The following is a 22,927-nucleotide window of genomic DNA, read 5'->3' as shown; positions in this document are numbered from 1 at the left end:
GAGAATTCCGACACAGGAGAACCAGTGCTCGAATCAACCACTTTCGATCAGATCCGTATCGGTCTGGCCACCGCCGACGACATCCGTCGTTGGTCCTTCGGTGAGGTCAAGAAGCCCGAGACGATCAACTACCGCACGCTGAAGCCCGAGAAGGACGGCCTCTTCGGCGAGCAGATCTTCGGACCCTCCCGCGACTGGGAGTGCGCCTGCGGCAAGTACAAGCGCGTGCGCTTCAAGGGCATCGTCTGCGAGCGCTGCGGCGTCGAGGTCACCAAGTCCTCGGTCCGCCGCGAGCGCATGGGCCACATCGAGCTCGCCGCGCCCGTCACGCACATCTGGTACTTCAAGGGCGTGCCCTCGCGCCTCGGCTACCTGCTCGACATGGCGCCGAAGGACCTCGAGAAGGTCATCTACTTCGCCGCCTACATGGTCATCTCGGTCGACGAGGACGCCCGTCACCGCGACCTGGCCACGCAGGAGAACAACATCCGCCTCGAGCTGAAGACGCTCGGCGACCGCCGCGACGCCCGCGTCGCCGCTCGCCTCGCCAAGCTCGAGGAGGAGCTCGCCGCCCTCGAGGCGGAGGGCGCCAAGGCCGACCAGAAGAAGAAGGTCAAGGACGCCGCCGAGAAGGACATGACGGCGGCCCGCAAGAACGCCGACGAGCAGATCGCCAAGCTCGAGCGCGTGTGGGAGGACTTCCGCACGCTCGAGGTCGGCGCCCTGAAGCCCGAGGACGACGTGTTCCACGAGCTCCAGGACCGCTTCGGTCAGTACTTCGAGGCCCACATGGGTGCGGAGTCGATCAAGCGTCGCCTCGAGACCTTCGACCTGCAGGCCGAGGCCGACAGCCTCCACCTGCAGATCTCGGAGGGCAAGGGCCAGCGCAAGATCCGCGCGATCAAGCGTCTGAAGGTCGTCAACTCGTTCCTGCAGACCGGCATGTCGCCGGCCTCGATGGTGCTCGACGTCGTCCCGGTGATCCCGCCGGAGCTGCGTCCGATGGTCCAGCTCGACGGTGGCCGCTTCGCCACCAGTGACCTGAACGACCTCTACCGTCGCGTGATCAACCGCAACAACCGCCTCCGTCGCCTGATCGACCTCGGTGCCCCCGAGATCATCGTCAACAACGAGAAGCGCATGCTGCAGGAGGCCGTCGACGCGCTGTTCGACAACGGTCGCCGTGGTCGCCCCGTCACCGGTACCGGCAACCGCGCCCTGAAGTCCCTGAGCGACATGCTCAAGGGAAAGCAGGGTCGCTTCCGCCAGAACCTGCTCGGAAAGCGCGTGGACTACTCGGGCCGCTCCGTCATCATCGTCGGACCCCAGCTCAAGCTCCACCAGTGCGGTCTGCCCAAGCAGATGGCTCTCGAGCTGTTCAAGCCGTTCGTGATCAAGCGCCTGATCGACCTCGGTCACTCGCAGAACATCAAGGCCGCCAAGCGCGCCGTCGAGCGCTACCGTCCCGAGGTCTGGGACGTGCTCGAGGAGATCATCCGCGAGCGTCCCGTACTGCTGAACCGTGCACCCACCCTGCACCGTCTCGGCATCCAGGCGTTCGAGCCCCAGCTCGTCGAGGGCAAGGCGATCCAGCTGCACCCGCTCGTCTGCGCGGCGTTCAACGCCGACTTCGACGGCGACCAGATGGCCGTCCACCTGCCGCTGTCGGTCGAGGCTCAGGCCGAGGCCCGCGTGCTGATGCTCGCGTCGAACAACATCCTGAAGCCCTCGGACGGCCGTCCGGTCACCCTGCCCTCGCAGGACATGATCATCGGTCTGCACCACCTCACCACCCTCAAGGAGGGTGCCGTGGGCGAGGGCCGTGCGTTCGGTTCGGTGGGCGAGGCGATCCTGGCCAAGGACGAGGGCACCCTCGACCTGCAGGCCAAGGCGCGCATCCGCATCCCCGGCCTGACCTTCCTCGAGGGCCAGGCGCCCGAGGGCTACGAGGTCCACGGCCTCGTCGACGCCTCACTCGGTCAGGCGATCTTCAACGACACGCTCCCCAAGGGCTACCCGTTCGTGCGCGAGCAGGCAGACAAGGGCAAGCTGTCGCAGATCGTCAACAAGCTCGCCGAGGAGTACCCGAAGGTGGAGGTCGCGGCATCGCTCGACCGCATCAAGGACGCCGGCTTCTACTGGGCCACCCGTTCGGGTGTCACCGTGGCGCTGAGCGACATCCTCACCCCGCCGAACAAGGCGGAGATCGTCGCGGGCTACGAGAAGCAGGCCGCGAAGGTCCAGGGCCAGTACGAGAAGGGTCTCACCACCGACGCCGAGCGTCGCCAGGAGCTCATCAAGATCTGGACCGAGGCCACCGACGAGGTCCAGAAGGCGATGCGGGACAACTTCCCCGCCGACAACACCATCAACCGCATGGTCTCGTCGGGCGCCCGTGGTAACTGGCTGCAGATCCGCAACATCGCGGGTATGCGAGGCCTGGTGAACAACCCCAAGGGTGAGATCATCCCGCGTCCGATCATCTCCTCGTACCGCGAGGGTCTGTCGGTCGCCGAGTACTTCATCGCGACGCACGGTGCCCGTAAGGGTCTGGCCGACACGGCCCTCCGTACGGCCGACTCGGGGTACCTGACGCGTCGTCTCGTCGACGTCTCGCAGGACGTCATCATCCGCGAAGAGGACTGCGGCACGTCGAAGGGCCTCGAGCTCCCGATCGCCGCGGCCGACTCCACCGGTTCGCTGGTGAAGGATGCCAACGTCGAGAACTCGGTGTTCGCTCGTACGCTCGCCACGGCGGTCGTCGACGCGCAGGGCACCGTGCTGGCCGAGGCCGGCGACGACGTGGGCGACGTGCTCATCGACAAGCTGGTCGCCGGTGGCGTCGAGACGATCAAGGTCCGCTCCGTGCTGACCTGCGACTCGGCCGTCGGTGTCTGCGCGAAGTGCTACGGCCGTTCGCTCGCGACCGGCAAGATCGTCGACATCGGCGAGGCCGTCGGCATCATCGCGGCCCAGTCGATCGGTGAGCCCGGTACCCAGCTGACGATGCGTACCTTCCACACCGGTGGTTCCGCGTCGGCCGACGACATCACGCAGGGTCTTCCCCGCGTGCAGGAGCTGTTCGAGGCGCGTACCCCCAAGGGTGCGTCCCCGATCGCCGAGGCCGACGGTCGCATCACGATCGACGAGACCGACAAGGCCAAGAAGGTCATCCTCACGCCCGACAACGGCGACGAGCCGGTGGTCTACCCCGTCCTGAAGCGCGCGACGCTCCTGGTCGAGGACGGCCAGCACGTCTCGGTGGGTGAGCCCCTCCAGGTCGGAACGCTCGACCCCAAGGAGGTCATGCGCGTGCAGGGTGCCCGCGAGGTGCAGAAGTACCTCGTCAACGGCGTCCAGGGCGTGTACCGCTCGCAGGGTGTGCCGATCCACGACAAGCACATCGAGGTCATCGTCCGACAGATGCTCCGCAAGGTCACCGTCGTCGACCACGGCGACACCGATCTGCTGCCCGGTGAGATGGTGGACTTCAAGCGCTACCAGACCATCAACCGCGAGACGGTCGGCGAGGGCAAGCGCCCCGCGTCGGGTCGTCCCGAGCTGATGGGTATCACCAAGGCGTCGCTCGCGACCGAGTCGTGGCTGTCGGCCGCGTCGTTCCAGGAGACCACCCGCGTCCTGACGCAGGCGGCCATGGAGGGCAAGAGCGACCCGCTGGTCGGCCTCAAGGAGAACGTCATCATCGGAAAGCTCATCCCCGCCGGAACCGGTCTTGCGAAGTACCGCAACGTCACGGTCGAGGCTACGGAAGAGGCCAAGAGCGAGCGGTACCCCAACCGCATCTTCGCCTCGGACGGTGCGTACAGCGACGCCGACCTGAGCTACGTCGACTTCGACAGCTTCTCGACGGACGACTTCACGCCCGGCACCTACAACTGATTGCAGGGTGGAGCCGCTGAGCCGGCTCCACCCTGATCGACGGATGCCACGCCCCGGCGCGGCATCCTGATCCCCGAAGGCCCCCGGCTCGCGCCGGGGGCCTTCGTCGTGTCCGGGCTCCCCGCGCCCCCGCCCCGTTCCTCGTGTCGGCGGTGTGTCGCGTCGGTGTCGGGTCGGCCGCGCGGCGTGTCGAGGAGCGGGGGAGCCGGGGGAGTGCGCCTACCGTGGATGCGGAGGAACGCATGGCCCGGATCGGTGGACGCAGCCTGTGGTTGGCATGGCCCGCGGGGGTCTTGTGCGCCGCGGCGGTCGCGGCGATGATCGTGCTGGCCGCCCCCGGCATCCCCGCGGCGGTGAGTTTCGTGGGCGACACGCTGCGCTCGGCCACGTCGACGCCGGCCGCGGTCGAGACCGCCCCGGCGGAACCCGCGCAGGACTGCCGGCACCTGTACTCGCAGCCCCTGTGGTCGTCGATGGTGTGGTCGCCGGACGCGTTGCTGTGGCAGCGCCGCACGGTCGCGCTGTCGACCTCCGAGGCCGTCGCCGCCGCATCGCCGACCGTCGTCGTGACGTGCCACTGGCGGGGCTCCGCCGGCCGGTTCGTCGAGACGACCGTGTCGACCGTGACGCCCGAGGGGGCGGCAGCGGTATCGACGACCCTCGCCGCGCAGGGGTTCGCGTGCACCGCCGACGGCGACACGACCCACTGCGCGCGGACGACCGGCGATGTCGTCGAGGTGCACGACCTGCGCGGCGACCGGTGGGTCTCGTCGACCCTCTCGGGATGGGCGCCCGACGACTACGCCGCGATCGTGGCATCCCACGCGTTCTCCGGCGGGTGAGCGCCCGCCGCGCTCAGCCGAAGATCGAGGTGATGATGCTCGCGGTGTAGCCCGTGGGGGCGAGGTTCGAGTACTGGGTGTCGACGAGCACGCCGTCGCGCCAGAACAGGGTGCGGCCGTCGTTGACGGGGTAGGTGTCGTTGATCCACGTCTTCTCGCAGCGCGTGCCCTCGTCGGGCGTGTAGCAGCTGAAGCCCTGGGTGGTGACCAGGTCGTTGAGCATGTCGAGCGCGGGGCCGCGGTCCATGCGCGAGATCTTCGTCGTCAGGCTCGTGGTGTCGGCGGCGGGGTCGCGCCAGATGCAGATCAGCGAGCCGTCCGACTGGACGCCCGACGGGCCGAGCGAGGGATCGTTCAGGGGAACCGAGCCGAGCTGCGAGAGCACGTCGGTCGAGAGCATCGCGCGGCAGTCGGCGGGGATGCGCACGGCCGTCGCGGTCTGGGTGATCGTGGGGATCGGGGTGGGGCTGACCGAGACCACGGGAGCCGACTCCTGCGGCGCGGCCTCGTCGGCGGAGGGGGCGCAGGCGCTCAGCGCCAGCGCCGTCGCACCCGCGAGCGCAGCGGCGAGGAGCGTGCGGGACAGGCGACCGGACATGCGTTCAGCCTATGCGCAGCGCCGCCTCCCGCCCAGGCGGAATGCAGAACCGCGGCACGCCTCCCGGGTGCGGGGCGGCACGCGGGATAGCCTTGCGCGGCAAGTACCGCGTGAGGAGACCCCATGAGCGACCACCAGCCGCACGGCGACCCCGTCGCGGAGCCCACGAACTCGTACGGCGACCCCGTCGCCGAACCCCGTGACGACGCGCACGACGTGGTCGGCCGCGCGCACGAGGGCCTCGCCGACGCCGAAGCCGCGCAGCGCGACGCCGTCGACCCCGCCGCCGCCCAGGCCGCGTGGGACGAGCGCGAAACCGCGGAACGTGACGCCGCCTCGGCGGTGACCGCTCGCGCGGAGCACCCCGCCCCCGTCGTGCACGACGCCTCGCCGGTCGAGCCGCGGACGAGCCCGGCCGCCACGAGCGTGTCGTCGGCCGACCTCGACGACGAAGACGCCCGCTGGGCCGCGTACGCCGCCTCCGCCGAGCCCGAGCCGGCCACGGCCCGATACGCCCCCGCCGAGACCGACGCCGCGCGCCACGACGACGCGACCACGACCGTCGCCCCGGCCGTCGCCGCGGGAGCGGTCGGCACGGCCGCCGCCGGAGCGGGTGCTGCGACGACCCCGGCCCCCGTCGCCGAGGAGCCCGCGCGGGCCGTCGGCGGACCGCAGCCGATCTTCGTCCAGGCTCCCGAGGCGCCCCGCCCCCGCGGCAACCGCGGAGCCGCCGGCGCCATCGGCCTGCTCGCCGCGCTCGTCTTCGCGGTGCTGTACCTGGCCGCGACCCTGGGCCTCGGCCTGCTCAGCGGGGCCTTCGGCGTCTCGGACCTCGGTCGAGAGGCCCTCGCCGCTCTCACGACGGCGGGCCTGTGGGTGCCGACCGTTGCGTTCTACCTGGGCTTCTGGTTCCTGGGTGCCCTGATCAACCGCGGCCGTTGGGGCCACTGGGTCGTCTGGGGTCTGATCGTGGGCGTCATCGCCTGGGCCGGACACCTGCTCGGTGTGCTCTTCGCCGCCCCGTTCTGGCGCATCACCTCGAGCGAGTCGCTCGACCTCCTGCAGAACAACGTGCTCGCCCCGCTCGCGATCGTCGCCTTCGTGCTGGGACGCGAGCTGACGATCTGGTTCGGCGCCTGGGTCGCCGCACGCGGTCGCCGCGTCACCGAGATCAACGCCGAGGCGCAGCGCGAATACGAGCGCACGCTCGAAGCCGGCCCTCAGCTCTCGCAGCGCTGACGCGAGCGCGGACACGGATGCTGCCGCGATGACGAACGAGCCGCGACCGGCGGGGGTCACCCCGCCGGTCGCGGTCGTCTTCGCCGCGATCACCTTCATCGCCCTCTCGATCGGCGGACTCGGGGTCGCGAGCCTCGCCCTGAACGCGGACGTCATCCCCGTGCGGGGGCTCGGGGCGATCCCCGGCGTCGTCGGCCAGGTCGCCGCCCTCGCGCTCTTCTCCGCGGTACTGCTGTGGGGGCTGCGCGCCGACCCGCCGGGGTATCTCACCGCGGTGCCGTGCGCGATCGCCGCCTTCGTGGGCGAGGTGGGCGGCATCGTCGTGGGCGCGCTGGTGAGCGGGGCCGACCCGGCCCGCGGTGTCGCCGCCGCGGGCAGTGTCGCTCTGAGCTTCCCCGGCGCGGTCGTAGCCGCGGCGGGACTGCTCGCCGGCCTCGTCGGGGTCTTCCTGCGCCGCACGCGGGCCGAGGGGCCGCGCTGGCGCTGGGAGGACGACGAGGAGGCGTCGTGACGCGCTCGCGCCGTGGCATCCGCATGTCCCCGGGCGTGTCGCACTAGCGTAGGGGCCGTGGAGCGGTCGCTCGAGAGCCAGGTCGGTCAGGCGGTGGATGCCTGGCTGCGATGGCTGCCGCGCTGGGAACCCGCCCACCACCGCGGGCGGGTCGCCCCGTGCCGCCGGTGCTTCGGGTCGCCGGTCCTCTCCGCCGCGGGTCTGGGGTCCGACGTGCCGCACGGTGTGCAGCACGGACTCTCGACCCGGGTGAAGGGCATCGTCGACCACGCCGTCGCCGATTACACCGCGCGCAACCTCCCCATGCTGCAGGCCGAGCTCGACCAGCAGGCCGAGCGCAACCGCCGTCGGTCGTACCGCCCCACCGAGGGTCTCGAGCCCGAGTTCGACGGGATGCCGCTCGACCCCGACCCCGAACCCGGGTCGCCGTTCCTGTTCACGCTGTCGGGGCTCGCCGCCGAGGAGGACGCCGAGATCCCGGCCCTCCCTCCGCTGTCGGATGCCGCGAAGGCGGCCCTGCGGCAGGAGGTGGGTCTCGCCGACGACTACGCGAACATGATCGGCCGCGAGGTGTGCACGATCCTGCTGCACCACCGCCTGCGCATCCAGGCCGCGGTCGCGGAGTACGTCGAGCCGCAGATCGCCGCCCTGCTCGACGATCTGACGCGCTCCCTCGACGCGCCCTTCGATCCCCGCGAGCCCGACGCCCCGGCATCCTGAGTCGACGCCGGGACCGATCGGCGCCTGTGCACAACGCGCACGGTCGTCAAAGACTGCTTTGTTAGCATCGTCGGGTTGTGCGCCCGCTGAGTCGCGGGTGCGTCGTCCGGGGGAGGGGGCTCGATGCCGCAGCGGCTTCCGTCGTCGCCGCCCATCCTGCCCGGGCTGGCGTACATCCGTCCCCTCGGGTCGGGCGGGTTCGCCGACGTATTCCTCTACGGGCAGGACATGCCGCGCCGCGACGTCGCGGTGAAGGTGCTGCCGAGCGACGTGCGCGACACCGACCTGCTGCGCATGTTCAACGCCGAGGCCGACGTGCTCGCGCACCTGTCGGCGCACCCGTCGATCGTCACCGTCTACCAGGCCGGGATCTCGGCCGACGGGCGCCCCTACATCGTCATGGAGTTCTGCCCCGGCTCGCTCGCGCAGCGGTACCGCGTCGAGCGCATCCCCGTCGCCGAGGTGCTCTCGATCGGCGTGCGCATGGCCGGGGCGCTGGAATCGGCGCATCACGCCGGGCTCATCCATCGCGACGTCAAACCCAGCAACATCCTCGTGACCACCTTCGGCGCCCCGGTGCTCGCCGACTTCGGCATCTCGTCGTCCCTCGTGCGTCAGGGAGCCGACGAGATGCTCGCCATGAGCGTCCCGTGGAGCGCGCCCGAGGTCGTGGCGGAGCAGACCGCCGGCACGGTGGCGAGCGAGGTCTGGAGCCTCGGGGCCACGGTCTACTCGCTGCTCGCCGGCCACAGCCCGTTCGAGCGGCGCGAGAAGGGCCAGAACTCGCGCGAGCAGCTGCGCAGGCGCATCGCCCGGGCCTCCTACACGCCGATCACCCGCGACGACGTCCCGCCGTCCGTGCAGGAGGTGCTCGCGAAGGCGATGGCGCGCGATCCCGCGCAGCGGTACGCGAGCGCCCGCGCCTTCGGCGAGGCGCTGCAGGGGGTGCAGACCGACATGGGTTCCGCGGCCACGCCGCTCGAGGTGCCCGCGGCCGAGTGGGCGCCCGCCGCGCGCGCGATCGACTTCGCCGACGGCACGGTGCGCGGACCCGCCCGCTCGCGCGTGGAGCGCGAGATCTCGCGCAAGACCCGCGACTCGTCGGGCATCACGGGATACGCCCGCGACGAAGACACCGACATCGCGACGCCCGTCTCCACGGCATCCCGGGCACTGCCGTGGGTGCTCGCCTCGGCGACGCTCGTGACCGCCGGCGCGGTGGTCGTGGCCGCGCTCTACGCGACGGGGGTGCTGCGGTGAAGCGCCACACGCTGGTCGGGCTCGCCTCGACCGTCGTAGCGGCCACGCTCGTGGTCACCGCGAGCATCGTCTGGCCGGGGCTCGACGCCCAGCAGACCCCCGAGGTCGACACCTCGGTGTGGGCGCTGCAGACCGGCGACGGGCAACGCTACGCCCGGGTGAACACCACCGTCGGCGAGCTCGACACCGTGCGGACGGCAGGGAACCCGAGCCAGGTGGCGCAGGCGGGCGACGGCGCCTACCTGTTCACCGACAGCTACAGCAAGCTCACCCGCATCGACGAGGCGCAGCCCGTCGACCTCGAGCAGGACCAGCTCGAGGCGGCCCCCGACACCCCTCCGGGAACGACCTCGGTGGCCACCGCCGGCGACTACGTCGTCTACCGCACCGACACGGGCGCGCTCTTCGCCGGGCGGTTGAGCGAGGCCGCGCAACGTTCCGCCGAGCTCGACCCCTTCGGCACCGCCGGCGACGACGACGCGGTGTCGTACACCGCGGATGCCATCGCCCTCGACGATCGCGGCATGCTCTTCGCCTACTCCTCGGTCGACAAGTCCGTGATCCGGTACGACATCGACGCCGACGAGGTGCGCGCGCGCGACGCCCTCGATGTCGCGGTGACCGCCCCCGAGCTTTCGGCCGCGGGCGACACCTGGGTGCTCGTGGATGCCGAGGCCGGCCGCGTCTGGACGCGCGGCGCCGATCCGGTCGACATCGATCTGGGGGAGCAGGCCTCGCTGAGCGAGGCCGACGCGGGCGCCGACGCCGTCTACCTCGCCGACGACAGCTCGCTGTGGGCGATCCCCGCCGACGGCTCGGGGCCGCGGCGCGAAGCGGGTGGCAGCGGCGAGGTGCGCGGCCAGCCCGCGCGCCCGCTCACCCACCAGGGCGTGGCCTACGCCGCGTGGCTGCTCCCCGACGACGGCGGCGGCACGCTCTGGCGTAGCGACCAGGGCGAGACCTCCCTCGACTACGGCGGGGCGAGCCTGCCCGACCAGCGTCGTCCGGTCTTCGTCGCGACCGATCACGCCGTCATCCTGAACGAGACGCGCACCGGCTGGGTGTGGACCGTGCCCGACGGAGCCCTCGTCGCCTCGAGCCAGAACTGGTCGCTCGACGATCGCACCGAACAGGCCGCGGTGCAGAGCGACGAGCAGCTGAGCGTCGTCCTCGATCCGAAGCCCCCGATCGCCGAGCCCGACGCCTTCGGTGTGCGCGCGGGGCGGCTCACGGCCCTCCCCGTCCTGCTGAACGACCACGACCCCAACGAAGACGTGCTGAGCATCGTGCCCGAGAGCGTCACCGGTCTCGACCCGGCCTTCGGCGCCCTCTCGCTCACCGACTCCGGGCAGCGCCTCGCCGTGCGCGTGCAGCCGGGAGCGACCGGCACCGCGACCTTCACCTACGCCGTGACCGACGGCACGACGGCCGACGGGCTCACCTCCGCCGCGACGACGGTGACCTTGACCGTGTCCCCCGCGGAGTCGAACGCGGCCCCCGTCTGGTGCGGCGTCGACAAGTGCCTGCAGCCGTGGCCGACCCCCGAGGTCGCGCGCGGCGGGACGATCACCGTCCCCGTGCTGCCCGGATGGGTCGACCCCGACGGCGACCCCCTGCTGCTGCTGTCGGTCGAGAACCCGGGCGGGGTGGGGACGGTCGCCGCGACCCCGGGCGGCGACGTCGTCTACCAGCACGCCGACGACGGTTCGGGCGGCGAGCAGAACATCCAGCTCGACGTCACGGTCGCCGACACCTCCGGGGCGACGACCACGAAGCCCCTCGTCATCCGCGTCACCCCCGATCCCTCGCTCGCGGTGCAGTCCTTCGCGACGATCGACACCGTCGGCACCTCGCTCTCGGTCGACGTGGGTCCGCACGTCACCGGCACCGCGGGGGACGTGACCCTCGGCTCGGTGCGCGTACTCGACGACGCCGCCGCGACCGCGACGGTCGTCGCGGGCAGCACGGTGTTCGACTTCTCCGCCTCCGCGCCGGGTGTGTACCGCGTCGACTTCACCGTCAACGGCGGGGGCCGCGATGCCACGGGCACGGCCCGCATCACCCTGCTGCCCGGCGACGCTCCCGCGCAACTGTCGACGGCGCCGGTCGTGGCCTTCGTCCGCCCGCAGGAGGACGCCACCCTCGACGTCTTCACCGCGGTCTCCAACCCCACCGGGCGCGTACTGCTGCTGAGCGATGTGACCCCGGCCGCCGCGGACAGTGCGTCGCTCACCGTCGACACCGTCGGGCAGAACGACCTCCGCGTCTCGGGCTCGACGGCCGACGGCGCGGCGGGGCTGCTCGGCACGGTCGGATACACCGTCAGCGACGGCACCGACGACGAGGGCTCCCGCGTCGCGGGCGAGGCGACGGTGTACCTGCTGCCGCCGGCGCCCGAGATCGCGCCGATCGCGGTCGACGACACCGTGACGGTGCGCGCGGGCGCGCAGATCGACATCCCCGTCCTCGACAACGACATCTCCCCGGCCGGAGGGCGCCCGAGCCTCGACCCCTCGAGCGTGCAGGCGCAGCCGGCGAGCGACGCCCTCGCCTTCGCGTCTGGAGGCGTGCTGCGCTACCTCGCCCCCACCACCCCCGGGGCGTACGAGGTCACCTACCGCGTGTACACCACCGGAACGCCCGCCCTGTGGGACGAGGCGACCGTACGCATCACCGTCCTGGGCGCAGAGGCCAACCGCGCTCCGCTCCCCGAGACGCTGCAGGGGCGCGTGCTCAGCGGGGGGACCACGACGATCGACTTCCAGGCTTTCGGCGTCGACCCCGACGGGGACGCCGTGACGTTGGACCGCATCGTGGCCCAGCCCGACCGGGGCACGGCATCCGTCGCCCCCGACGGCTCGTCGATCGTCTACTCCTCGGTGCCGGGAGATCGCGGGCAGGTGTCGTTCCGCTACCGCGTGTCCGACCCCTCCGGCGCCACGGGCGAGGGCACGGTGCGCATCGGGATCCTGGATGCCGAGGCCAACCCGAGTCCGATCACCTTCACCGACTACGTGCAGGTGCAGGCCGGGGGAGACCGCACCATCCGCGTCAGCCCGCTCGCGAATGACATCGACCCCACGCAGGGGCGCCTCACCCTCACCGCGGTGCGTCCCGACCTGCCCGAGACCCTGGTCGACGGGAGCGCCAACCCCGAGTACGCGCGGTTGAACGGGTTCGTCGAGACGGTCAGCGACACCGGCGTCGTCCTGAAGGCGGGCGATGACCCGGGCACGATGTCGTTCCTCTACGACGTCGAGTCCGACTCGGGCAACACCGGTCGCGGCCTCATCGTGGTCAAGGTGGTCCGCGAGAGCGTTCCCGACTACCCGGTCGTCACCGACACGGTGCTCACGGTCGAGAACCGCGACGATTTCTCCACCGGCGTCGACGTGCTCGCGGGTCGCGCGACCTGGTCGGGCGGCGAGGTCGGCGATCTCGACGTGTCGCTGTGGGGGCAGCCCACCGACGTCCGTCTCGACGGCCGCCGTCTGTCCGGCGATCTTCCGGCCACGCGGCGCGTGATCCCGTTCGCGGTGACCGGCCGCGTGGGCGACGCCGACGTCACCACCTACGCGTTCCTGCGCGTCCCCGGCGACGACGACGTGAGTCTCGCGCTGCGGCCCGGCTCGGCGCAGCGCGTCGACGAGCTGGCGTCGGTGGAGTTCGACATGGCATCCCTCGTCGCCTTGCCCCGCCGGGCGACCCTCGAGGTCGGAACCGACGTCGCCACCACCGGCGTGCGGGCGGAGGGGCGCTGCTCGGTCAGCGGCTCGGTCGTGCGGTACGACGCGGGCACCGGCTCGCCGTGGACCGACGCGTGCCAGGTGCCCGTGCGCGTGGCGGGGACGCAGGAGTGGACGGTGCTGTCGGTGCCGATCGGCGTCGTGGCGCGCGATCCCCAGCCCGAACTGCGGCCCGGCTCGATCACGGTGGGCCCCGGCGAGACGAAGACGTTCGACCTGCGCAACATGACCTCCTGGCAGCTCGGCCGCGAGGACTGGGCCGGCATCCGGTACGCGCTCGGAGACAGCGGGTCGGCGTTCCAGGTCTCCCTCGACGGCTCGACGGTGACCGTGGTGGGCGACGACCGAGCGGTGCCCGGCACCGACACCGCGGCGGTGGTCTCGGTCACCAGCCACAACGCCGTCGCCCCGGCGCGACTCGTGCTGCGCGTGGGCGCGGCCCCCTCGACCCTGCCCCAGGGCGGCACCACCTCGTCGCAGTGCTCGCAGGCCCAGGGCTCGAGCTGCACGATCGGCGTGATCGGCATCAGCGGCGAGGTCAACCCGCTGCCGCGCACCCCGCTCGAGGTCGTGGGCGTGCGGCCCACCGCCGCGTGCGCGGGAGTGGACTTCTCCGTCGCCTCGCCCACGAGCGTCGTCGCGTCGTGGAACGCCGACGCCCCGGGCGCCACGTGCAGCGCGAGCGTGACCCTGCGCGACGCCCAGGGACGCACGACCGCCTCCACGCGCGACGCCCGCGTGGTGCTCGACCTGCTCGGCTATCCCCGCGCCCCCGCGAGCGTGCGGCAGACCGCCTACGCCGACGGCTCCCTCACGCTGCGCGTCGACCCGGGCGAGGCCCGCCGCGCCTATCCCGCGCTCGCCGGGTTCACGGTGCGCTCGCGCGGCGAGGTCGTCGCGCAGTGCGGCCCCGACGGCGGCTGCCCGGTGATCTCGGCGCCGAACGGCGAGCAGCGCGAGTACATCGTGACGGCGGTGAACAGCGTCGGCGAGTCGCGCGGTGCCGTCCGCACGACCGCGTGGGCCTACGCCTCGCCCGACCGGCCGAGGTCCGGCGACTTCACGCCCGTCGACAACGGCGGAGAGGGCGGCGTCGCCGACCTGACGATCCGGGGTGTGGATGCCGCCGAGACGGGGTCGCTCGAGATCGTGAGCGCCGCGGGGCAGAAGCGCACCGTCGACATCGGCCGCAACCAGGAGAACGTCTCGATCGACGCCTTCCCGGTCGGCAGCAACTCCTCCACCCAGATCACGGTCACCCCGATCTCGCGCTTCACGGTGCCGCCGGGTCTCGGCGGGTCGCAGAGCGGGCAGGCCCTCGTGTTCTCCGCGCACGGCGTCGGCGCGCCGCAGCAGCTCACCCTCTCGTTGACCTCGAAGCGAGAAGGCGGTGGCAAGGTCACGATCGTGGCCGAGGGATCGGCCTCGAAGAACGGCGACGGCTCCGAGCTGCGCTACGGCTTCGCGATCGACGGCTCGTGCCGCGTGGGCGATGACGGTTCCCGTCGGGAGTTCCCGGGCAAGGACGACGGCGTCACGTATACCGTGCGCATGTGCGTCGACTCGGTCTACCAGGGCAAGAGCTTCGGCTCCGCCCAGATCGAGCAGACCGTCGACGCCGCCCAGGACACCTCCGCCCCGCAGGGATACACGTTCCGCGTCGACGCGAAGCCCGTGGTCGACGGCGACACCGCCCGGTGGAAGATCAGCCGCATCGAGGCGGGAGACAAGCCGCCCCGCAACAACACGGCGGTCTACGACAACTGGAACGACGGCACGTTCGTCTATGACAGCGACCCCGGGATCGGCGTCTACTTCCAGCACAACCTCTGGCAGACCCGCTCCGACCGCGGCGTCGTGAAGCCCGCGTCCGGAAGCGCCCCGTACCAGGTGCAGGCCTCGGCTCGCGTCGATTCCTGCGTCGCCGGCAGCGAGCTGAAGCTCGGCTGGAAGACCAGCAACGGCGAGGCCCGCACCTCCACCGACCGTTCCGGCGTCATCTACTACGACAAGGCCGGCAAGAAGCTCGACGCGACCGACCCGACCATCGTCCCGAAGGGGGCGGTGCGAGTGGAGAACGCCCGCGTCCTGGTCAGCTGGTCGGCGAAGGGCTGGGGCCTCGACGACGCCACCCTGGTCACCGGCGGCACGTGCGACCCCGGCAAGGTCGACCCCTCGCAGCCGCCCGCGGGCAACAACTGACCCCGGCATCCCCGCCCCGGCATCCCCGTCCCCCACAGGAAAGAACGCACCGACATGACGATCACCCAGGAGCAGGCCACCTGGTTCTCCCAGACCTTCTCGCAGATCGCCGACAACGTCGAGCGCGCCGTCCTCGGCAAGCGTCACGTCGTCGAGCTGGTGCTGACCGCGATGCTCAGCGACGGGCACGTGCTGCTCGAAGACGTCCCCGGCACCGGCAAGACCTCGCTCGCGCGAGCGGTCGCGCAGTCCGTGCAGGGCACGAACACGCGCATCCAGTTCACGCCCGACCTGCTCCCCGGCGACATCACCGGCATCACGGTGTACGACCAGAAGACCGGGGCGTTCGAGTTCCACAGCGGTCCGATCTTCGCCAACATCGTGCTCGCCGACGAGATCAACCGCGCGAGCCCCAAGACCCAGTCCGCCCTGCTCGAGGTGATGGAGGAAGGACGCGTCACCATCGACGGCGTCTCGCGCGAGGTGGGCGTGCCCTTCCTCGTCCTCGCGACGCAGAACCCCGTCGAGCAGGCCGGCACCTACCGCCTGCCCGAGGCGCAGCTCGACCGCTTCCTGCTGCGCACCTCGCTCGGCTACCCCGACCACGCGGCGACCGTGCGCATCCTCGACGGCGCCCCCGTCGCCACCGCCGACCTGCGCCCGATCATCACGCCGCAGGCCCTGGTCGGAATGGCCGACCTGGCGGCATCCGTCTACGTCGACGCCCTCGTTCTCGACTACATCGCCCGCCTCGTGGATGCCACCCGCACGGCCGACGAGGTGCGTCTGGGCGTCAGCATCCGCGGCGCGCTGGCCCTCACGCGCGCGACCCGCGCGCGGGCCGCCTCGCAGGGACGCACGTACGCCACGCCTGACGACGTGAAGGCCCTCGCCGTCCCCGTGCTCTCGCACCGGCTCATTCTGCACCCCGAGGCGGAGTTCGACGGGGTCACCCAGGAGGCCGTGATCGGCCAGGTGCTGCTCGACACGCTCCCGCCCACCCAGCGCGAGAGCGCGTGACGCCCGTGCGCCCGGCATCCGCAGCCGCGCGGGAGGGGGGTGAGCCGTGCCCGACGTGAACCTCACCGAGTCGCGGCTGACCCGCACCTCCGCGGCGACGATGGTCACGGGATCGCGCACCTCGATCACCTCGACCGCGACCCGCCGCCAGCGCCGCATCGTCCGCGCGGTCGTGCGCGCGTCCGAGGCGTGGCGGGTGGTCACCGAGGCGGTGGCGGCGGCCGTGTCGTGGGCCGGCCGCACCGTGCGTCCCGCGGGAGCGGTCGTCGCGATCGCGGCGACCGCGGGTCTGCTGCTCGGCATCCTGTTCGGGTGGATGGAATGGATGGTCGCGGGGTCCGCGGCGCTGCTGCTGCTCGTCATGAGCGTGCCGTTCCTCTTCGGCGCCCGCGCGTACGAGGTCGATCTGGCCCTGCAGCACGAACGCGTGACGGCGGGGCACGGGGTCACCGGCGAGATCGTCGTGCGCAACGACAGTTCGCGTCCGGCGCTGCCGGGGCGGCTCGACATCCCGGTCGGCCGCGGGCTCGTCGAGTTCGGCGTGCCGCTGCTGCGACCGGGGCAGAGAAGCACCGAACCGCTGCAGATCCCCCCGCTTCCCCGGGGGGTCGTGCGCGTCGGCCCCGTCACCACCGTGCGCAGCGACCCGGTCGGACTGCTGCGCCGCGAGCACGCGTTCGACGACGTGCACGACCTCTTCGTCCACCCGCGTACCGTCGGCCTGCCCTCGACGAGCGCCGGTCTGGTGCGCGACCTCGAGGGCAACGCGACCCGTCGTCTCGTCGACGCCGACATGTCGTTCCACGCGATCCGCGAGTACGCCCCCGGTGACTCGCAGCGGCAGGTGCACTGGAAGTCCACTGCCAAGACCGGTCGGCTGATGGTCCGGCAGTACGAGGAGTCCCGTCGCTCGCGGATGGCGGTCGTCCTCGCCGCCGCGACGCAGGAGTACGCGGATGCCGACGAGTACGAGCTCGCCGTCTCGGCCGCGGCATCTCTCGGGATGCGCGCGGTGCGCGACGCGCGCGACATCGACATCGTGACGGGGTCGGAGATCCCGCGCGTGGTGAAGGGGCGCCTGCGCGCGATCCGCCACATCCCGGTGATCTCGTCGCGCGCGATGCTCGACGGGTTCAGCGCCATCGAGCGCCACGACAACACGATGCCCGTCGAGGACGTCTGCCGCCTGGCGGCCGAGGCGAACGAACGTCTCTCGATCGCGTTCGTGGTGACCGGTTCGGTCGTTCCCCTCGCGCGTCTACGCCAGGCGGCGCTCGCTTTCCCCTCCGACACGGCCGTCGCCGCGGTCATCTGCGACGAGCGCGCGCACCCGCGCATGCAGAGCGTGGCGGGGCTCACCGTGCTCACGATCGGGACTCTCGACGACCTCTCCGGCCTTCTCGTGCGCGGGGCCACCTCGTGAGCGGGTCGCGCGAGCGCGCCCCGCGGCGCCGGCGTGAGGCGTCGGCTGCTCCGCGCTGGGTCGCCGCCGCCGTCTACACCCTCGCGTCCGTGGTGCTCGCCGCGGTGGCGGCGTGGCCGATCTACGCCGCCGCGAGCTTCGTGATCCTCGTCGTCGCGGCATCCGTCGCCGCGGCCGTCGTGGTGGCGTCGGTCACGTGGCGGCGGGGGAGCGGATGGATGCTGGCGGCGGGGCTCGTCGCCGCCTTCACACTCCTGGCCGTGCCCGTGGCCGTGCCCTCGCGGCTCACCTCTCCCCTCGACGTGCTGCGCGGCCTCGGGGAGTCGTACGCCGGCATCGTCGTCGCGTGGAAGGACCTCGTCACCGTCGACCTCCCCGTCGGCGCCTATCGCAACCTGCTCATCCCCGCTCTGGTGGTCTTCCTCGTCGGCACCGCGCTCGCGCTCGCGCTCGCCGGCCGCAGCGACCGGTGGGCGACGGCCGCGGTGGTCGCGGGTCTCGGGATGACCGGCTTCGGACTGTTCTTCGGACGCACCGCGACGAGCGCGCCGCTGCAGATCGGCCCCCTCGTCCTGGCCGCTCCGGTCGAGACCGCCGTGGGGGTGGGTGCCCTGCTGTCGGCGGTGCTGTGGCTCGCGTGGCGTGCCCACGACGAGCGCGCCCGCGCCCTGCGGAGGGCGAGCGACGTGTCGGCGATGCCGACGAGCCCCGGACGATCGCGGGCCGATCGCCGACGCACAGCGCTCGGGGTGGCGATGATCGCCGTGGCGGTGGTCGTCACGGTGGCGGTGGTGCCGTGGGTCGCGCGCGGAGCCGATCGTGAGGTCCTGCGCTCCGCCGCGGGACCCGACCGGCAGATCGCGGAGGCGGTCAGCCCTCTCGCCGAGTACCGTGCGATGTTCTCCGACTCCCGCGCCGACGAGGTGCTCTTCCGCGTCAGCGGCGAGGGCACGTTGCCCGATCGCATCCGTCTCGCCACCCTCGACACCTACGACGGCGAGATCTTCCGCGCCTCGGGCGACGAGGGGGCCGGGTTCGTGCGCCTTCCCTCGACGCGCGACGCCGGCGCGGGGCGCTCCCTGTCGGCCGAGGTCGAGATCGTCGATCTCGAGGGGATCTGGATGCCGACGGCCGGCCGCCTGTCGTCGGCGACGTTCGAGGGCGATCGCCGCGGCGCCCTCGCCGACCGCTTCTACTACAGCTCCGCCGCCGAGGCGGGGGTGCAGACCGCCGACGGCGGCCTCCGCGCGGGCGACGGATACCTCCTGACCGGCGTCGAACCCGCCCCCGTCGACCTCGCGACGCTGACCCCGCCGGGGGCGCCGCAGGGCGTGTCGGGCGGTGACAACCTGAAGCGCTGGGTCGAGGAGCACGCCGCCGGCTCGGACGGCGCCGCGCTCCAGGGTCTCGTGCAACTGCTGCGCGAGCGCGGATACCTCAGCCACAGCCTCGCCGCGCCCGGGGCCGCCGCCCCCGCCTGGACCCTCGACCTGCCCGGCTACCAGCTGCAGCCGAGCGCCTCGGGGCATTCCCTCGCGCGCATCGACCGCATGTTCGAGCGTCTGCTCGACCGCGAAGACGATCCGCGCGCCGCGGCGTCGGGCAACTTCGTCGCCGCGGTCGGCGACGACGAGCAGTTCGCCGTGGCCACGGCCCTTATCGCGCACGAGCTGGGCTTCCCGGCCCGGGTCGTCGTCGGCACGCGCCTCACGACGACCGACGCGAGCCTGCCCGTCTGCGACGCCGGGGAGTGCCGACCGCGCGACCTGAGCGCCTGGACCGAGGTGCAGGGCGCCGACGGACAGTGGGCGGCGATCGACGTCACCCCGCAGTGGGAGCAGTCGCCGAGCCTCGAGGTGACGCAGCAGCAGGACCCCGAGAACGTCACCGATGTGCGCCCCGACACCGTCGAAGAGGTCGTCCCGCCCGAGCCCGTGCAGCAGGACGACGCCCTCGACGACGACACCCGCACCGACGACGGGCTCGACCTCGCGTGGCTCTGGCCGATCCTTCGTGTCGCGGGCCTCTCGCTGCTCGGTGTGCTGGTGCTCTTCGGCCCGTTCCTCGCTATCGTCATCGCCAAGGTCGTCCGCCGCCGCGGGCGCCGCCGCGATCCCGATCCTCGCGGGGCGATTGCGGGAGGGTGGGACGAGTACGTCGACGCCGGAGTCGACGCGGGCCGTTCCGTGCCACGGGCTCCGACCCGGCGCGAGGTCGCCGAGGCGTTCGCGACGCCGTCCGGCATCCGTCTCGCCGCCGACGCGGACCGGGCGGTGTTCGCCGCCGACGAGGTGGGCGCCGACGAGGTCGCCGCGTTCTGGCGCATCGTCGACGAGGAGCGCCGCGTGCTCACCCGTCAGCGCGGCTTCTGGCGCCGTGTGCGCGCGGCCGTATCGTTGAGATCGTTCCTGCGGTTCCTCGCCCCCCGGCCTTCTCGGCGGGGGTCGCCGCATCGCGACGAGAGGGGGAAGCGCCCCGCCACGGCGGCCGGGCGCGACACGACATGACGGATTCGACGCTGCTGGTGTTGGGGGCGAGCTCCCTCGCCCTGGTCGTGGTGCTCTACCTGTGGTCCGCTCTCGCGCTCGCCGCGATGTTCCGCAAGGTCGGCGAGCCGGTGTGGAAGGCGTGGGTGCCCGTCGTCAACGTGGCCACCGTGCTGAAGATCGGCGGATTCTCGCCGTGGCTCGTGCTCATCAACCTGGTGCCCCTCTTCGGCTTCCTCGCCTTCATCGTGGTCTTCATCGTCGCCGTGCACCGCATCACCGTCGGGTTCGGAGCCGGAGCGGGACTCACGGTGGTCGGTGCCGTCGTCCCGGTCGTGTGGGCCAGCATCCTCGGGTTCGGCTCCGCGCGATGGGAGGGCTCGAGCGAGCGCGGACTCGACGAGGACTCCGCCCCGGTGCGCCGCGGGCGCGACTTCGAGGGGCCCTACGTGCCGCTCATCGGCGGGTGGACGCCGGAGCCGGGGTCCGACGACCGCGATGCCGCGGCCGACGCGGATGCCCCCGCGCCCGTGTCGGAGCCGGTCGTGCAGCCCTTCGCCGCGCCCGCGGGATCGCTGTCCGACGCCGTTCCGTCGCCGAGCGACTGGGGCCCGCCGATCGATCTCGCGCCCGCCCGCCTCGACGGCCGCCGGTCGACGGAGCGGCCCGCGGCGTCCGAGGCGTCCGAGGCGCCCGCCCCCGCCGTCTCAGGGTCGGTCTTCGAGGTGCTCGACGCCCTGCGCGACAGCGCTCCCGCGGCGCGCGCCGCCTCGCCCGCCATCGACGAGGAGCCCGCAGCGGCCTCCCGGCCCGCCGCACCCGATTCGCGGATCCCGGATGCCACCGACGCGCCGTCCGGCTGGGTTCCCCGCCCCACGGACGCCGCGCCCGAGCCGGAGCCCGCGCCGGAGCGGGAGCCCGAGCACCGACCCGAGCCCCAGCCCCACCCGGAGGACGATGGCCTGGCCACCCGTGCCCTCCTCCTGCCCGGCTCGCCCACGCGGGGCGTTCCGTCGTGGGCCGCTCCCCGGCCGACCGAGCCGGCTGAGCCGGAGCCCGCGGCATCCCCTCGCGACGACGTCCCCGTCTCGGAGGAGCCGCCCGCCGATGACGCCGTCGACGAGGCGCCCTCGCCGTGGGCCGGCCCCGCACGGCGCTACGTCCCCCCGACCGACGACCTCGCGGATGCCGCACCGTTGACGCGACCCGCGGCCGCCGCTCCGATGCCCGCTCCGCGCGTGGCGCGCACCCCCGTGGATGAATTCCCGGAGACCTCCGAGGCCGTGTCGGCGGTCCCCGAGGCCCCCGACGCGGGTGCCCCGCGCTCCGCCCGCACGTCGGTGTCGGCGCTGTACACCCGCCCGGAGGTCCCCGCCGACGACGACTTCGACGCTCTCGACCGCACGGTCGTGGCGCGGCGCAAGCGCATCCCGTGGGCGCTCATCGCCCCCAATGGCGAGACGGTCGACCTGACGTCGTCGGTGGTCATCCTCGGTCGTCGCCCCGGCCACGACAGTGCGTACCCCGACGCCCAGCTCGTGCCCGTCGCCGACGAGACGCGGACGGTCTCCAAGACGCACGCCCGCCTCGAGCTGCGCGGTGACACCTGGTACGTCACCGACCTCGACTCCACCAACGGCGTGCTCTTCGCCACCCTCATGGGCACCGAGGTCGAGGCCCCTCCGGGCGAGGAGATCGAGGCCGGAGAGCGGTTCTTCCTGGGCGACGCGGAGGTGCGCCTCACCCGGAGGACCGTGTGAGCGGCCCCGGAGACCGCCCCGACGATCCCGACGAGGTCACCCTGTGGGCCGGTCGTCTGCGGGGATGGGCCGCCCACAACGCGCCGAGCACGGCGAGCTCCGACGACGACGGCGTCGATGACGCGACCCTGCGCCCCGGGACCGACCGGCCGCGCGACACCGCAGCGGCCGGCCCGGAGGATCCTCCCGCCGATGAGCTCGACGACGCGACGCTGCGCAGCCCCACCCGCGACACGGCGCACGAACCGGATGACGCGACGGTCGTGTCCCGCCCGCGTGGTCCGGTCGACGAGCCCGACGACGCGACCGTGCTCAGCCCCACCCGCGCCGCGGCGCTCGAACCGGATGACGCGACGGTCGTGTCCCGCCCGCGTGGTCCGATCGATGAGCCGGATGACGCGACGGTCGTGTCCCGTCCCGCCCCGGGCGACGAGCCCACGGTCGCCGGCGCGCCGGCGCGCGCCCCCCTCGACGAGCTCGACGAGACCACTCGCCCGCGCGTCACCGCACGCCCCCGGCCGGAGCCCGTCGACGAGCTCGACGAGGCCACCCGCTCGCGCGTCGCCGCCACCCCCCGATCCGAGGCCGTCGACGACGACACCGTGCGCCGCGAGGCCCCGGACGACAGCGGCGACACCCGCGCGGGCACCCGCCGCGCCCGTCGATCCGCCGCCGCGGACGCCGCAACGGGAGCTATTGCGGATGCGGATGCCGTGGCGTCCGACCGCGGGTCTCCATCCGGCTCGGGGCTTCCCGAGGCGACCCGCGACGCCCGCGTGCCCGTCGCCCTCGAGCGCGAGATCTACAGGCCGCGCGCCGACGCCCCCGTCCGCGTCGAGCGTTCCGCGCCGCGACCGTCCGCTCCGCCCGATCGTGACGCCGCTGCGGTGCGCCCCCGCACGACGCGCCGCGCGGCGTGGCGGGCCCTGCTGGTCGGCGTCGCCGTGGTCGTCGTGCTGGCGGCGGTCGCCGTGACCGCGATCGTCCTCCTGGGCTGAGCGGGCGGCATCCGGGCCGTCGACGGCAGGGAGACCCGTGCACGTTTGCCCGACCTCCGGGGAACGCGTATCATTGAGCGGGTGTGCGTTCACGCGCGCCGTGCGTCGTGCCTTCGGGCGTGTCGTGCGGATCAACGCTCGCACCATCTCAGGGATCGATCTGCGAACAGGTCGCCCCCACGGCATATCCACCACAACCGCTTCCGATCATTCTGTCGCGCG

The 22,927-nt window shown here is 72.6% G+C and carries 13 protein-coding genes; 12 read left to right on the top strand and 1 reads right to left on the bottom strand.

Annotated features, from left to right (window positions below; genetic code table 11):
• Positions 1–24 precede the first annotated feature (24 nt).
• Complete coding sequence (gene rpoC / locus FB047_RS04300) at positions 25–3,900, top strand: DNA-directed RNA polymerase subunit beta' (protein WP_136585982.1); 3,876 nt, start codon at positions 25–27, stop codon at positions 3,898–3,900.
• A gap of 242 nt (positions 3,901–4,142) precedes the next feature.
• Positions 4,143–4,742, top strand: coding sequence for a hypothetical protein (locus FB047_RS04295; protein WP_136585981.1), 600 nt, complete (start codon positions 4,143–4,145; stop codon positions 4,740–4,742).
• A gap of 13 nt (positions 4,743–4,755) precedes the next feature.
• On the opposite strand, the gene FB047_RS04290 is transcribed toward FB047_RS04295, so the two are convergent.
• The gene (locus FB047_RS04290) at positions 4,756–5,340 is read right to left on the bottom strand and encodes a hypothetical protein (RefSeq protein WP_136585980.1); all 585 of its coding nucleotides are present in this window, start codon (positions 5,338–5,340) and stop codon (positions 4,756–4,758) included.
• A gap of 123 nt (positions 5,341–5,463) precedes the next feature.
• Between FB047_RS04290 and FB047_RS04285 the strand changes: the two genes are divergently transcribed.
• From FB047_RS04285 to FB047_RS04240, 10 genes are all read left to right on the top strand, one after another.
• On the top strand, positions 5,464–6,579 hold the full coding sequence (locus tag FB047_RS04285; RefSeq protein ID WP_136585979.1) for an ABC transporter: 1,116 nt from the start codon (positions 5,464–5,466) through the stop codon (positions 6,577–6,579).
• 28 nt (positions 6,580–6,607) lie between these two features.
• On the top strand, positions 6,608–7,090 hold the full coding sequence (locus FB047_RS04280; RefSeq protein ID WP_136585978.1) for a hypothetical protein: 483 nt from the start codon (positions 6,608–6,610) through the stop codon (positions 7,088–7,090).
• Between the two features lie 57 nt (positions 7,091–7,147).
• Positions 7,148–7,810 (top strand): spermidine/putrescine ABC transporter substrate-binding protein, encoded by a 663-nt coding sequence (locus FB047_RS04275; RefSeq protein WP_136585977.1) that lies wholly within the window; start codon positions 7,148–7,150, stop codon positions 7,808–7,810.
• Between the two features lie 123 nt (positions 7,811–7,933).
• The gene (locus FB047_RS04270; RefSeq protein ID WP_136585976.1) at positions 7,934–9,070 is read left to right on the top strand and encodes a serine/threonine-protein kinase; all 1,137 of its coding nucleotides are present in this window, start codon (positions 7,934–7,936) and stop codon (positions 9,068–9,070) included.
• Positions 9,067–15,018, top strand: a complete 5,952-nt coding sequence (locus tag FB047_RS04265; protein WP_136585975.1) for an Ig-like domain-containing protein — start codon at positions 9,067–9,069, stop codon at positions 15,016–15,018. The genes FB047_RS04270 and FB047_RS04265 overlap by 4 nt, the downstream gene beginning before the upstream one ends.
• Before the next feature lie 54 nt (positions 15,019–15,072).
• The gene (locus FB047_RS04260; protein ID WP_136585974.1) at positions 15,073–16,038 is read left to right on the top strand and encodes an AAA family ATPase; all 966 of its coding nucleotides are present in this window, start codon (positions 15,073–15,075) and stop codon (positions 16,036–16,038) included.
• 46 nt (positions 16,039–16,084) lie between these two features.
• Complete coding sequence (locus FB047_RS04255) at positions 16,085–17,461, top strand: DUF58 domain-containing protein (protein WP_338095111.1); 1,377 nt, start codon at positions 16,085–16,087, stop codon at positions 17,459–17,461.
• Complete coding sequence (locus FB047_RS04250; RefSeq protein ID WP_136585973.1) at positions 17,458–19,968, top strand: transglutaminase-like domain-containing protein; 2,511 nt, start codon at positions 17,458–17,460, stop codon at positions 19,966–19,968. Before FB047_RS04255 ends, FB047_RS04250 begins: the two co-directional genes overlap by 4 nt.
• Complete coding sequence (locus FB047_RS04245; protein ID WP_136585972.1) at positions 19,965–21,707, top strand: DUF5684 domain-containing protein; 1,743 nt, start codon at positions 19,965–19,967, stop codon at positions 21,705–21,707. The genes FB047_RS04250 and FB047_RS04245 overlap by 4 nt, the downstream gene beginning before the upstream one ends.
• The gene (locus FB047_RS04240; protein ID WP_136585971.1) at positions 21,704–22,705 is read left to right on the top strand and encodes a hypothetical protein; all 1,002 of its coding nucleotides are present in this window, start codon (positions 21,704–21,706) and stop codon (positions 22,703–22,705) included. The genes FB047_RS04245 and FB047_RS04240 overlap by 4 nt, the downstream gene beginning before the upstream one ends.
• Positions 22,706–22,927: the final 222 nt, after the last annotated feature.

Source organism: Microbacterium hydrothermale (assembly GCF_004854025.1).
GTDB classification, from domain to species: domain Bacteria; phylum Actinomycetota; class Actinomycetes; order Actinomycetales; family Microbacteriaceae; genus Microbacterium; species Microbacterium hydrothermale.
This window is presented reverse-complemented; position numbering and strand designations above follow the sequence as displayed.

Bases quoted from the DNA above. Each gene is read 5' to 3' on its own strand.
- FB047_RS04295 (WP_136585981.1), top strand. From the start codon at position 4,143: ATGGCCCGGATCGGTGGACGCAGCCTGTGGTTGGCATGGCCCGCGGGG.
- FB047_RS04290 (WP_136585980.1), bottom strand. From the start codon at position 5,340: ATGTCCGGTCGCCTGTCCCGCACGCTCCTCGCCGCTGCGCTCGCGGGT.
- FB047_RS04285 (WP_136585979.1), top strand. From the start codon at position 5,464: ATGAGCGACCACCAGCCGCACGGCGACCCCGTCGCGGAGCCCACGAAC.
- FB047_RS04280 (WP_136585978.1), top strand. From the start codon at position 6,608: ATGACGAACGAGCCGCGACCGGCGGGGGTCACCCCGCCGGTCGCGGTC.
- FB047_RS04270 (WP_136585976.1), top strand. From the start codon at position 7,934: ATGCCGCAGCGGCTTCCGTCGTCGCCGCCCATCCTGCCCGGGCTGGCG.
- FB047_RS04260 (WP_136585974.1), top strand. From the start codon at position 15,073: ATGACGATCACCCAGGAGCAGGCCACCTGGTTCTCCCAGACCTTCTCG.
- FB047_RS04245 (WP_136585972.1), top strand. From the start codon at position 19,965: ATGACGGATTCGACGCTGCTGGTGTTGGGGGCGAGCTCCCTCGCCCTG.